This is a genomic window from Streptomyces sp. NPDC047108, from assembly GCF_040643575.1.
Classification (GTDB): Bacteria; Actinomycetota; Actinomycetes; order Streptomycetales; family Streptomycetaceae; genus Streptomyces.
In genome coordinates this window covers 259113-271569 of the sequence record NZ_JBEYUP010000008.1, presented here as the reverse complement: position 1 = coordinate 271569, position 12457 = coordinate 259113, and the positions used below count along the sequence as shown (strand labels likewise).

Annotated in this window: 13 protein-coding genes; 6 read left to right on the top strand and 7 right to left on the bottom strand. The window is 71.2% G+C overall.

Annotated elements, in window-relative coordinates:
• Positions 1 to 729: 729 nt before the first annotated feature.
• The 3 genes from ABZ822_RS19110 (at position 730) to ABZ822_RS19100 (ending at position 3132) form a co-directional block, all read left to right on the top strand.
• A complete protein-coding gene (locus tag ABZ822_RS19110) occupies positions 730 to 1218 on the top strand; it encodes a GNAT family N-acetyltransferase (protein WP_360854920.1) in 489 nt (162 codons plus the stop codon).
• Between the two features lie 177 nt (positions 1219 to 1395).
• Complete coding sequence (locus tag ABZ822_RS19105; RefSeq protein ID WP_360854917.1) at positions 1396 to 1998, top strand: extensin; 603 nt, start codon at positions 1396 to 1398, stop codon at positions 1996 to 1998.
• Positions 1999 to 2139: 141 nt separating this feature from the next.
• Positions 2140 to 3132: an NAD-dependent epimerase/dehydratase family protein gene (locus ABZ822_RS19100; RefSeq protein ID WP_360854914.1), complete on the top strand. Its 993-nt coding sequence runs from the start codon at positions 2140 to 2142 to the stop codon at positions 3130 to 3132.
• A 129-nt stretch (positions 3133 to 3261) separates the two neighbouring features.
• Here the strand turns inward: ABZ822_RS19100 and putP are convergent, their stop codons facing one another.
• Entirely contained in the window at positions 3262 to 4788 is a 1527-nt protein-coding gene (gene putP, locus ABZ822_RS19095; protein ID WP_360854911.1) for a sodium/proline symporter PutP, read from the bottom strand.
• 236 nt (positions 4789 to 5024) lie between these two features.
• A complete protein-coding gene (locus tag ABZ822_RS19090) occupies positions 5025 to 5333 on the bottom strand; it encodes a GNAT family N-acetyltransferase (RefSeq protein ID WP_360854908.1) in 309 nt (102 codons plus the stop codon).
• A 240-nt stretch (positions 5334 to 5573) separates the two neighbouring features.
• On the opposite strand from ABZ822_RS19090, the gene ABZ822_RS19085 reads away from it, so the two are divergent.
• Positions 5574 to 6134 carry a hypothetical protein gene (locus tag ABZ822_RS19085; RefSeq protein ID WP_360854905.1) on the top strand — a complete coding sequence of 187 codons (561 nt, stop codon included), beginning with the start codon at positions 5574 to 5576 and terminating at the stop codon, positions 6132 to 6134.
• A gap of 104 nt (positions 6135 to 6238) precedes the next feature.
• Here ABZ822_RS19085 and ABZ822_RS19080 read toward each other — a convergent pair whose 3' ends face one another.
• Positions 6239 to 6673 carry a nuclear transport factor 2 family protein gene (locus ABZ822_RS19080; protein ID WP_360854902.1) on the bottom strand — a complete coding sequence of 145 codons (435 nt, stop codon included), beginning with the start codon at positions 6671 to 6673 and terminating at the stop codon, positions 6239 to 6241.
• 429 nt (positions 6674 to 7102) lie between these two features.
• On the opposite strand from ABZ822_RS19080, the gene ABZ822_RS19075 reads away from it, so the two are divergent.
• Entirely contained in the window at positions 7103 to 8209 is a 1107-nt protein-coding gene (locus ABZ822_RS19075; RefSeq protein ID WP_360854899.1) for a PP2C family protein-serine/threonine phosphatase, read from the top strand.
• A gap of 77 nt (positions 8210 to 8286) precedes the next feature.
• Here ABZ822_RS19075 and ABZ822_RS19070 read toward each other — a convergent pair whose 3' ends face one another.
• From ABZ822_RS19070 to ABZ822_RS19060, 3 genes are all read right to left on the bottom strand, one after another.
• A complete protein-coding gene (locus tag ABZ822_RS19070; RefSeq protein ID WP_360854896.1) occupies positions 8287 to 9099 on the bottom strand; it encodes an SAM-dependent methyltransferase in 813 nt (270 codons plus the stop codon).
• A 117-nt stretch (positions 9100 to 9216) separates the two neighbouring features.
• The gene (locus ABZ822_RS19065) at positions 9217 to 9459 is read right to left on the bottom strand and encodes a DUF397 domain-containing protein (protein WP_360854891.1); all 243 of its coding nucleotides are present in this window, start codon (positions 9457 to 9459) and stop codon (positions 9217 to 9219) included.
• Positions 9460 to 10320 carry a helix-turn-helix transcriptional regulator gene (locus ABZ822_RS19060; RefSeq protein WP_360854887.1) on the bottom strand — a complete coding sequence of 287 codons (861 nt, stop codon included), beginning with the start codon at positions 10318 to 10320 and terminating at the stop codon, positions 9460 to 9462.
• 425 nt (positions 10321 to 10745) lie between these two features.
• On the opposite strand from ABZ822_RS19060, the gene ABZ822_RS19055 reads away from it, so the two are divergent.
• The gene (locus tag ABZ822_RS19055) at positions 10746 to 11237 is read left to right on the top strand and encodes a hypothetical protein (RefSeq protein WP_360854884.1); all 492 of its coding nucleotides are present in this window, start codon (positions 10746 to 10748) and stop codon (positions 11235 to 11237) included.
• Positions 11238 to 11468: 231 nt separating this feature from the next.
• On the opposite strand, the gene hemC is transcribed toward ABZ822_RS19055, so the two are convergent.
• Positions 11469 to 12407: a hydroxymethylbilane synthase gene (gene hemC, locus ABZ822_RS19050; RefSeq protein WP_360854881.1), complete on the bottom strand. Its 939-nt coding sequence runs from the start codon at positions 12405 to 12407 to the stop codon at positions 11469 to 11471.
• Positions 12408 to 12457: the final 50 nt, after the last annotated feature.

Below are 12457 nucleotides of genomic sequence, written 5' to 3'. Positions count from 1 at the left end.
AGGGATCTCCGTGCCACCCGGCGCTCTGTTCGGGGAATGGCGACTCCGGCGTTCGGCCCATGAAGAAGAGTGTCGGCGAAAGGAATGCGGAAACCGCGGTCACCGCACTCCGTAAAAGCGGCGCACGCTCCGGCTCCCGGGACTGAGTGGGACCGCAAGAGCCTGTCTCCTCGTCTCGATCAGTTGATGTGAGCGCGCGTCATGAAGCAGTCGAAGCCTTCACTTGTTCACCTGTTCCCCGGCATCGGGAATGGATGCCGAGGTGAGGATCGCAGTTCACCCGAAGATCCACAACCCCCGGGAAGGGCCTGCCGACTACACCCTCTTGACCGGTCTCGTGAGGTTCCTGTAAGTCGCACCGAACTGCACCGTCAGGCCCGGAGATCAGCGGGTGGCGGCACTTGTGAACGTTGTGATCACGGATGGTTCACGATGGAAACGCCGTGAATCACCGAGGCGCGCGTTACCGTGAGTAGCAAACGGCACGTCAACATACGGTGCGTGACCACGAGTTCGCAAGTGTGGCGCGAATCATATGCGGTCGGCCCATGCCCCGGTCCGGCCCTCTTCGGACTCCGCCGCCATTTCATTGCACGGAGAAATACTGACCGTTGAAATTCTCCGCTTCCCCGGCAGCCCGGGAAACGGACCCCCGGCGCAGGAGCCCGGGCACCGGACGCGCAGGGAAAGCACTGGCTTCCCGGCACCCGTCCCGACATGCTGGAGCACATGCTGATCAAGGAAGCCACCGCGGAGGACTGGCCGGACATCTGGCCGTTCTTCCGCCGCATCGTCGCCGCGGGTGACACCTTCACCTTCCCGCCCGGCCTCGGACGGGAAGAGGGCCGCGGATGGTGGATGCTTCCGCCGCCCGACCGCACCGTGATCGCCGTCGACGACAGCGGCACGGTCCTGGGCTCGGCCAAGATGAACCGCAACCAGCGGGGCAACGGCGCCCACGTGGCCAGCGCCAGCTACATGGTCGACCCCGAGCACGGCGGACGCGGAGTCGGGCGGGCCCTGGTCGAGCACACCCTGGAGTGGGCCCGCGCCGCAGGCTTCCGGGGCATGCAGTTCAACGCCGTCGTGGAGACGAACACACGCGCCGTGGAGCTGTACGAGTCGCTGGGCTTCGAGGTGATCGGCACCGTCCCGGAGGGCTTCCGGCATCCCGAGCATGGCTACGTCGGGCTGCACATCATGTACTGCGCCCTCTGAATTCCCGCATACGGCGCAGGTCGCCACAACCACGCGCATCCCCCGGAACGGAATGCTCCGTTTCATTCCCCGACCTGTAACGACTCTGTCTCGGAACGGTGTTCGGCGCCCCTCCTCGGGCTTTACTGGGGCGCCGCCCCGCCCAGCCCAGCGACGTCACCGGGAGACACGAGCGAGATGGGCAGACACAGCCGACCCAGCCGCATACGCCAGACGCGCTCCACCGCGCTCAAGACCGTCGTCGCCATGAGCGCGGCGGGCGCCATCGCCTTCGCGCTCCACTCGACCGCCGGGGACGACGCGCCCGCACAGGCACGCCCGGGCCTCGACTCCCGTCAGGCCGAGGACTCCGGCCAGGACGAACTGCGGGGCGCCGAACCCACCGCGGCGGATTCCACCCCGGCGCGCCCGGCGCTCGAACCCTCGCACTCCGCCGAGCCCGAGCTGGTGCGGGAACACGGCGACGCGCCGCGGACGAGCAGGTACGCATCGCACCCTCAGGCCGACGCGGGGACGCCCACCGCGGCCGCCACGCCGACCGCCACCCCCACCCCGGCACCGGCTGCCCGCCCCTCCGAGCGGGATCGCGGCACCGGTTCCTCCACCGCCGGAGCACCGGGCAACGAGAACCCGGCCTCCACCGGCACGCCGGGCGGCGGACAGCCGGATGACGAGAGCGACGAACGAGGCGGGGGTCTGGTGAACGGTCTCGTCGACGGTGTCGGCGGCACGCTCGACGACGTGGTCGGCGGGCTGGTCGGCGGACTGTCCGGCACCTGACGCCGCACGCCCCTCGTCTGACGTAGCCGCGCCCGGGACGCCTCCGTACACCCGTACCCCGGTGCGGAGTCCGCCCACGGCGAATCTGCTGACAGCAGGACGACGTTCCCGGGGGCGCGGCGAGCGGGCAGAGTCTGCGGCATGAAGCTACTGATGCTGGGCGGAACGCACTTCGTCGGACGCGCGGTCGTGGAGGAGGCCGTCGCCCGGGGCGCGGAGGTGACGGTCTTCCACCGCGGACACCACGAGCCGCCGGACGGTGTCACGGTGCTCCACGGCGACCGCCGGACCTCCGGCGGCCTGGCAGCGCTGGAGCACGGCGCGTGGGACGTCGTCGTCGACACCTGGTCGGGGGCGCCGTCGGCCGTACGCGACACCGCCCGGCTGCTGGCGGGCCGGGTCGACCGGTATCTCTACGTCTCCAGCCGGTCCGTGTACCGCTTCCCGACCGCCGCCGGACTGGACGAGGGCGCCGCACTGGTGGACGCCTCACCGGACCTCGACGGCGACGACGACTACGCGGAGGCGAAGCGCGGCGGGGAGATGGCGGTGACCGATGCGTTCGGCGACCGCGGACTGCTGGCGCGCGCGGGGCTGATCCTCGGCCCCTGGGAGAACGTCGGACGGCTCCCCTGGTGGCTGAACCGGATCGCGCGCGGCGGCCCCGTCCTCGCTCCCGGCCCCCGCGACCTGCCGTTGCAGTACATCGACGGGCGGGATCTCGCCGCCTGGCTCCTGGACGCCGCGGATGCCGGGCTCGGCGGGCCGTACAACCTCGTCAGCCCTCCCGGCCACGCGACGATGGGCGAACTGCTCTGCGCCTGCACACGCGTGACGGGCAGCGACGCCCGGCTCCGCTGGGCGGACCCGGAGGCGGTACTCGCTGCGGGCATCGAGCCGTGGACGGAGCTCCCGGTCTGGCTGCCGCCGGGCGATCTGCACGACACCCTGCACGGCGCGGACGTGTCCAAGGCCCTCGCGGCGGGGCTGCGGTGCCGGCCCGTCGGGGAGACCGTGGCCGATACGTGGGCCTGGATGCGGAAGTCGGACGTTCTGCCGCCTCGGCGGCCCGGCCGCCCCGCCATCGGGCTGGCCCCGGAGAAGGAGGAGCGCGTCCTGCGGGACCTGACCTGACCCCTGGCCTGATCCCGGCGTGCGTGAGCCGGGGGCGCGTGAACCGGGGGCGCGGAGACTTCTCCATGAGCCCGGAGTTCTCCTGCCCTCAGGCCAGGGCCACGGGCCGAGGCTCCGGTCGCGGTGGCCTCAGCCCACCATGACCTTCGTGCTGCTGCGGTTCTGCATCGGACCCGACCATGCGCGCATCGGCGGGCGGCCGACGAACCGGCCGAAGAACAGCGCGGCGAGCGTGGCGGCGATCACGCCCGGCACCATCTCGTAGACGCCGGTCTGCAGCGGCCCGAGGAGCGGGTCGATGTCCTTCCAGAAGACGACGGTCAGGGCGCCCGTCACGATGCCGGCGAGCGCCCCGGCCCACGTCATGCGCGCCCAGTAGAGCGAGAGGATGAGCACCGGGCCGAAGGCCGCGCCGAAGCCCGCCCACGCGTACGCGACGATGTCGAGCACCGCGCCGCCGCTGAGAGCGATGATGTACGCGACCACGGCCACGACCACGACGGTGGCCCGGCCGACGAGCACCAGCGTGGCGTCCGAGGCATTGCGCTTGAGGAACGCGCGGTAGAAGTCCTCGGTGAGCGCGGTCGCCGACACCAGGAGCTGGCTGTCGGCGGTGGACTTGATGGCGGCGAGCACCGCCACCAGGAGCAGACCCGCGAACCACGGGTTCACCAACTGCGCGCACAGCGCTATGAAGACGGTCTCGGGGTTGTCCAGCGGTTCGTCGAGCGAGGCGATGCCGACCAGGCCCACGAGCGAGGCCCCCGCCAGGACCATGATCACCCAGGTCGTGCCGATGCGGCGGGCGCGGGGTATCTCGTTCGTACTGCGGATACTCATGAAGCGGACGAGTATGTGGGGCTGCCCGAAGTAGCCCAGGCCCCAGGCGAGGAGGGAGACGACCGCGACCGCGGTGAGCGGCTTGCCCGACGCCCACTGGCCGCCGTCGAAGCTCGCCTCGGCCCCCATGTCCAGCAGCGCCGGGGTGTTCGCGTTGATCACGTTCTCGAACGCGGTCCAGCCGCCCAGGAGTCCGATGCCGATCGCGGGGAGGACGACGGCCGCGAAGCACATCACGCTGGCCTGCACGGTGTGCGTCATACTCACCGCGCGGAAACCGCCGAGGATGGTGTAGGCGACGATCACCACGGCGAAGACGGTGAGCGCGAACTCGAAGCCGCCGCCGAAGATCTCCTCGAACAGGACGCCGCCCGCGAGCAGGCCGCTCGCGACGTAGACGGTGAAGAACACGACGATGACGGCCGCCGAGATGAAGCGGAGCAGGCGGGTGTTGTCCTCGAAGCGCTCCTCCAGGTAGGCGGAGAGCGTTACGGAGTTGCCCGCCAGTTCGGTGTACGTGCGCAGACGGGGCGCCACCAGGCGCCAGTTGAGGTAGGTGCCGACGACGAGCCCGACGGCGATCCACGTGGCGCCGATCCCGGTCGCGTACACGGCGCCGGGCAGTCCGAGGAAGAGCCAGCCGGACATGTCGCTCGCGCCCGCGGAGAGCGCGGCCACCGGCGCACTCAGCCGACGGCCGCCCAGGGCGAAGTCGGAGAAGGTGGTGGTCTCCTGGTAGGTCCAGATACCGACGAGGATCATGGCGAGCAGGAACAACCCGAAACTGATCATGACCGGTACGGTCAGGATGGTCATCCGCCTCTCCCTTGGTGCTGGCGCTGCCGTCACATGGAGCCGTCACACGGAGCCGTCACGTCGGGAATGGCCTCTCCGGTTCGGAACCCCAGAGATTAGAGACCCCCGGGCGAGCCGACAATATGGAGGCGGCCCCAATATCGGGTCCAGGTTTGACCGATGTCCAAGCTGGGAATCGCGCTGATCCGGCGGTAGGCCGGACGAGGATCACCGAGGCCGGATCCGCTCGTACGGAGTCACCAGCCGAAGCGGGCCCGGTGCTCCTCCCGGACCAAGCTCTCGTACGCCGGGTGCCGTTCCATCCATCCCCGTACGAAGGGGCAGTGGGGCAGGACGGTCAGGCCGTCCTCGCGGGCGGCGTCGAGCGCGGCGCGGACGAGCCGGCCGCCCAGGCCACGACCCTCGAAACGCGTGTCGATCTCGGTGTGGAGGAAGGCGATCTCGTCGTCACCGAGCCGGTACGTGAGGAACCCGGCGATGTCGCCACCCTCCTCATGGATCTCGAACCGCGAGCGCTCCGGATTGTCCGTCACTCCTGGCTCCATGACGTTCCTCCCGTCGCGGGGGGGGGCCGAGCCCTGCCGTGGGGCGGGCGCCGGGTGCGGGACCGCGGTCATGATCGCACGCTGCCCGTCCGAGGCACGGTAGGCGGAACCGGCGGCCGTGAAGGGGGACGACCCGTCACCCGGCATGGGAGAGGACTCCCGCGCAGCCTCCTTTCCTCCGGGCCCGGAACGGGGCAGAGTTCGGCTCGACCCCCCATGACGCCATCTCAAGGAGCGGCCGTGAGCGTGAGATTCCGGAGCGGTACGGCGGTCGCGCTGGCGGCGGCCGTCGCGCTCCTCGCGTCGAGTTGCGGCGACGGTCCCGACGCCTCCGCGACGCCGAGCGCGTCACCCGACCGGCCCTCGGCCACCGCCTCCTCCCCCGCTGCGTCGTCCCCGGACGGCAAACAGCCCGGTCCCTCCGCATCCCCGAGCGCCTCCGATGACCGCAAGGTGCCCGCCCCGGTCCTCGTCGAGATGTTCGTCAGCGGTGGTTTCGCCGGACGGAAGGAACAGCTCCGCGTTCTCGACGACGGCACGTACACCACCGTCGAAAAGGGGAAGGCCGGACCGGACGGCACCCTGGACGCCCCGGGGCTGCGCTCGCTGCGCCGGGCGCTGGACGCCGCGGACTTCCCGAGCCTCCCGCCGCGCACGATCAACGAACAGGCGCGGGACATGATCAACTACGTGGTCGTCCACGATCACGTCACCGTCACGACCGACCAGTCGCGGCCGGTGGACGGGCTGGACCAGGTGATCAGCCTCCTCTCCCCCCACCTGCCCGGCCGCTCACGCTGACCGGCCCGGCGGTCCGGCGGTCTGGCGGCCGTTCAGCGGTCAGCGGTCAGCGGTCGACAGGCGGCGAGCACCGGCTGGGAGGGATCGGCGCAGCGGTCCGCCGCTCAGGGGGCGAGGTCGAGTGCGGCCTTCCCGGAGCCGTCCATGTAGAACGGGGTCGACTGGTGCTCGTGCGTGATCAGCCAGCGGCCGTCGACGCGCTGCAGTCCCAGCGTCGTCCGGAACCACAGATCGGTCGTGGCCCCTGACTGGCGGCCGGACATGTGGTCCAGGCTGTGGGTGAACGCCACGTCGCCCGCCGCCGAGACGGCGAGTTGCTCGACCTCGTAGCCCAGCGGCCCGTCCCAGGTGTCCAGCCATGTCGCGACGGCGCCCGCGTCGACTCCGGTCGTCGCCAGCGGAGGGGCGAGGTCGAAGGCGACGACGCCCGGTGCGTAGTGGGTGACGATCCCTTCGGGGTCCTTCTCTCGCAGCGCGCGCGTGCGTGCGTCGATCACGTCGTGGATGGCCGCGACATCGGCGGAGATTCCGGTGGTCATGGTTCGAGCCTCCTTCTGCGTACGGTCTGCTCATGTGCGTCCGGTCGGGTCCGGTGGGTCCGGTGGGTCCGGTGGGTCCGGTCGTGCTGGGGCGCTCCTCTGCCGCGGAGCCCTTGATGCGGCGCCCCGCTCCGGAGGCCCCCTGCTCTCTAGGACCCCGCCCGACCGACCGACTCATCGGCGGCCCGTCCGCGGGAGGGGGACGGCGCCGCTCCGCCGCAGGTCAGGGTGGTGATGCAGGATCCCGCCCCGCAGCCGGGGTCCCGGGTTCCTTCGGGACCTTCGGCCCGGTCGTCACGGTCTTTCGGCCGGTCCGCCGCCCTGCGCGTCCGTCTAGCGTGGTGGCGTCCCTGATGCCCGTACGCGTCGCTCACCCATGGCGGCTGTCCGTACGCGTCCGCACACCCCAGGCGGTTGGAGGAAGACCCCGTGTACGAGAGCACGGCGCCCCCCGCCGCCGGCACCCCCGCGACGCAGACCTGGCTGCGGCGGCTGACGCCCCTGTCGCCCTTCGCGCTCCTCGCTGTGATCGCGCTGGTGGAGCTGGTCACGCCGGACTGGCTGCGGCTCGGTCCCGTCCTCGCCGCCGTGCCCGTGCTCGCCGCCGCGATCTGCGGGGTCCGCGCCACGGCGGCCGTCGCCGCGTCGACCATGGGGGTCAACGCGCTGCTCGACGTGGCCGACCACCGCCTGGGGTCGTCCTCGTCGCAGATCACCGACATCGCGCTCGTGGCCGTCGGCCTGATGAGCCTCCTGGCCTCGTCCATCCGGCAGCGCCGCGAGCGGGAGCTCCTGCAGGTGCGCTCCGTGGCCGAGACGGCGCAGCGCACGCTGATACGCCCCCTGCCCGGCCGCGTCGACTCCGTGCTGCTCCGGGGCACGTACATGGCGGCCGAGTCGGAGGCCCGGATCGGCGGAGACTTCTACGAGGTCCTGCACACGCCGCACGGCGTGCGCCTCCTCATCGGCGATGTGCGCGGCAAGGGCCTGCCCGCCGTCGACGCGAGCGCCGCGCTGCTCGGCGCCTTCCGGGAGGCCGCCCACCACGAGCCGTGCCTGGGCGATGTGGCGCGCTGGCTGGAGGGCAGCGCCCACCGCAACATCCAGCGGCTGTACGGGGAGGAGTTCACCGAGCGGTTCGCCACCGCGCTGCTCGTGGAGATCCCGGAGGAACCCGTGGTGCGCCTCGTCCACTGCGGGCATCCGGAGCCGCTGGCCATCCGGGACGGCATCATCCACGGCTGCGGCTCCGCGGAGCCCGGACCGCCGATCGGACTGGCCGGGCTCGTCGACGGCGGGCCGGTGGTGGAGACCGTCCCCTTCGACGGCGGGGACCGTCTGCTGCTCTACACCGACGGGGTCATCGAGGCACGGGACCGGTCCGGGCGGTTCTACCCGCTGCCCGAAAGGACGGCGCTGTGGGGCGCCGATCCCCTGGACCGGCTCGTGGAGCAGGTACGGGCGGACCTCCTCCGGCACGCCGGTGGTGACCTCGACGACGACGCCGCGCTGCTGGCCATAGAGCGTCTGCGGTAACGAGCGCGTCCGGAGTCACGGCGGGCGCACTGCTGTCACAGAGGGCGTTCTGCCGTCACGGCGGAAGCGGCGGGCGGTCAGGGCTTCCGCGCCACCGCCGCGTACACCGGAACCGGCTCGCGTCCCGGCGCGTCCGGCCGCCCGTCCCCCAGTTCCGGGTGCCAGTGCGGGGCGGGTGTCAGTCCGGGGTCGACGAGTTCGAGGCCGTCGAAGAACACGGCGACCTCGGCACGCGTCCGCGGTCTGAGCGCGACGCCGCCCTTCCCGTACAGCGCGACCACACGCTCGGCGGACGCGGGGTCGAAGTCCCCCGTGACATGGGACAGGACGAGATGACTGCCGGGCGCCAGGGCGTCGAGGAGGCTGCGCACCAGTCCGTACGCGTCGTCCTCGTCCGGAACGAAGTGCAGCAGCCCGATGAGGGACAGGGCGACGGGGCGGGATAAGTCCAGGACGCGTCCCGCCAGTTCGGTCAGCAGACCGGGGTCGCGCACATCGGCCTGGATGTAGTCGGTGGTGCCCTCGGGCGCGCTGCGCAGCAGCGCCTCGGCGTGGCGGAGGACGATCGGGTCGTTGTCCGCGTACACGATGCGCGCCGCCGGGGCTATGCCCTGCGCGACCTGGTGGAGATTGGGTTCGGTGGGGATCCCGGTGCCGATGTCGAGGTACTGGCTGATTCCGGTCCCTGCGAGCCACCGCGTGGCCCGGTGCATGAACGCGCGGTTGGCCTTGGCGGTGCCGGCTGCGTTCGCGTCGACACCGAGGATCTGCTGCGCCAGCGCCTCGTCGACGGGGTAGTTGTCCTTTCCGCCCAGGAGCCAGTCGTACACGCGTGCAGGATGCGGCCTGCTGGTGTCGATCCGGACGGACTCGGCCTCGCGTGCGGTCATGGGAGAGCTCCTGTGGATGATGTCCCGCGCCCTGAGGGGCGGTTGATGACAGACACTACGGTGCGTGCGCGGCGGTGTCGTCCAAGTGACGGTGACAGCCTTGCCGTTGAGGGTGCGTCAGGACAGTAGGAAGTCGGCCTGGCCCGCCTTCGCGCCCTGGACGAACGCCAGGATCTCGGCGCCGGTGCAGATGAGGGCGGGGCCGTCGGGATCGTTGGACTGGCGCAGCGCGACCCGGCCGTCCTCCAGCTTCATGGCCTCGACGCAGTTGCCGCCGTTCCCTCCGCTCCAGGGCTTCTGCCACCCCTCGGTGCCGAGATCGGTGGCGCGCATACCGTTGTAGATGCCTTCGCGATCCATTCAGATCTCCTTGCGGAATTCCCTGAGGATGTCCCGAGTGCGTTGTGCGGTGGCGGCCTGGGCCGCCATGCGGTCCAGGACTTCGAGGTGGGAGGCGACCTCGCGCCGCTCGTCGAGGTGGACGGCGCCGGTGAGGTATTCGACATAGACCATGTCGGGGAGTTCGGGGAGGGCGAACCGGAAGAGGACGAACGGCCCGTAGGTGCCGGGGTGGTGCCCGGTGGTGAACTCCGCTATCTGCAGGGTCACTTGAGGCAGGGTGGCCGCTTCGAGCAGCCGGTCGATCTGTGCCCGCATCAGGTCGGGCGTGCCCACCGGGCGGTGCAGAATCGTTTCGTCCATGACGACCCACAGCCGTGGGCCCCCCGGGCGGGACAGCAGATTCTGCCGCTCCATGCGCAGCGCCACATGACGCTCCAGGTCCTCGGGCCTGGACTCGCCGAGCGCACCGGAGCGGAGCACCTCGCGGGCGTAGTCCTCGGTCTGGAGCAGTCCGGGGACGAAGTGGGGCTCGTAGGCGCGTATGAGGCTCGCCGCCCCTTCCAGGCTGACGTGCAGGCTGAACCAGTCCGGCAGGATGTCGTGGAACCGCCGCCACCAGCCCGGCTTGTTGGCCTCCTCGGTGAGTTCGATGAAGGCGTCGGCCTCGTCCCCGGCGACGCCGTACGCCTCGAGCAGCATCCGCACGTAGGGGACCTTGAGCGCGACCTCGGCCGTCTCCATCCTCCGGACCGTTGCGGATGCGACGCGCAGCACCCGGGCAGCCTGCTCCCGTTTCAGCCCCGCCCGCTCGCGCAGGTCCTGAAGACGCTTGCCGAGAACGACCTGACCCACGGTCGGCGCGGAGCGCGGCTCGCTCACGCGGGACCTCCCCACACGTTCATGTCGGCAGTCTGCCACGGCCCGGCTGGGCATGGACACACTGCAATCTCAACTCTGCAATGTTCAGAGTGGGTCTTGCCAAGTGTCAGCGCACACAACCATATTGGTCTTGGTGACGTTCGCGCAGTTCACGTCGCTGCGGCACAGAGAGTGCGGCACACCCCCACCGTTAGGAGCCGCCGTGGCCTTCGCTCGGGCAATGACGACTCGTACGACGACACGTTTCTTCACCGGCACGGGAACCGGAGTTCGCCATGTGCCGCCGGCCGCGAGGCCGGAGTGAGGATGCCTGCCGGACGCCGTACGGACAAGAGGGCACGGAGACACGAAGCGGGCGCACGGGCCCGTGGATGCCGTGCGGAGGAGAGAAGACGGACGGCTCGGTCCCGCCACGGGGCCGGTTCATGAATCACCCCAAGCCGTACACCGCCCGGGATCTGGTCTCCCTGCTCTCCCGCGGGCTGCTCGGCGAGCGGAACCGCCACCCGGCCCACGCCCCACGGCGGCGGCTGGACGTCCCGTCCGCGCTGCCGCTGTCCCTCGGATGCGACGCCGTGGGGCTGCCGCGGCATCTCGGGCCACGGATCCTGGAGGCCCTGCCCAGTGTGGGGTGCGTCTTCGACGACGGCGAACGGTGGTGGTGGGTCGTACCGTCCGGCTCGCACCAGGGGGTCACCTGGCCTGCGGAGTCCCGCTACGCGCCGGGGGGTTACGTCCCCGCGCCGCGGCAGCCGCCGACGGGCGTTCGGCCCGGCGGACCCCGGCTCATCCACTGGCCGGACGACACCATGCCGTACACCCACCCGATCCTGCTGTACATCGCGGTGTGCCGGGCGACGGGGTCCTCGCCGACATGGTCGGACGACTGGCTGGGGCAGCAGGTCCAGGCTCGGTGAGCCGGTAGGGGCCCGTACCGGTGCGCGGCTCGACGGGCCCGCCGCCCCGCACGGTCTCAGGGTCGTGCGGGGGTGCGCACGGGGTCGTGCGTGCGGCGCTGTGCGCCCGCGGTGCACCGATGCGCCCCTTGGCCATCCGATGCGGCGGGGTGATCCGATCACCGCGTGAGGCACCCGCTCAGTGCGGGTGCCCGGTCAGCGGCGGGTTCCGCTCGGCGCGATGTGGCCTGCTCAGTGGGGAGCGATGCCGTCGATCAGCTCGCGCGCGCCCTGCCGCAGCAGCGCGACGGCCACGGACGTGCCGAGCGTCGCCGGGTCGAGCGGGCCTGCCCACTCGTGGGCGTCCAGCACGGTCTTGCCGTCCGGGGTGAAAACCCGGGCGCGGAGGGAGAGTCCGCCGTTGCGCTCGGCCCGGGCGAAACCGGCGATGGGCGAATTGCAGTGGCCCTGCAGCACATGCAGGAACATCCGCTCGGCCGTGGTCTCACGGTAGGTGTCCGGGTCGCCGAGTCCGCACACCGCGTCGATCGTTGCGGTGTCGTCCTCGCGGCACTGCAGGGTCAGGACCCCGGCGCCGATCGGCGGGCACATCGTCTCCACGGACAGGATCTCGGTGATCACGTCTGTGCGGTCGATGCGTTCGAGCCCGGACACCGCGAGCAGCAGGGCGTCGGCGTCGCCCGCGTACATCTTCTCCAGACGGCGGTTGGCGTTGCCGCGCATGGGGACGCACTCCAGGTGCGGGTGGGTGGAGGCCAGTTGGGCCACACGGCGCACCGACGACGTACCGATGCGGGTGCCCGGAGGCAACGCGTCGAGGGTGAGTCCATCGGGGTGGATCAGCGCGTCGCGGATGTCGTCGCGCTTCAGGAAGGCGGCGAACGTCGTACCGGCCGGGAGCGGGCGGTCCGCGGGGATGTCCTTGACGCAGTGCACGGCGAGGTCCGCCTCGCCGGCCAGCAGGGCGGCGTCCACCTCCTTGGTGAACGCGCCCTTCCCGCCCAGCTTCGCCAGGTCGCCCATCCAGCGGTCGCCCGATGTCGTGACCGGCACGACCTCGGTACGGATTCCGGGGTGCAGAACGGCCAGTTCGGCGCGGACGCGCTCGACCTGTGCCAGGGCCATGGGCGAGGAGCGGGAGACGATGCGGATCAGCTCAGGGGCGGACATGGCGTACACGATAGAGCGTCAGATCCGGGGCTCGTGTACCGGACCCGTCG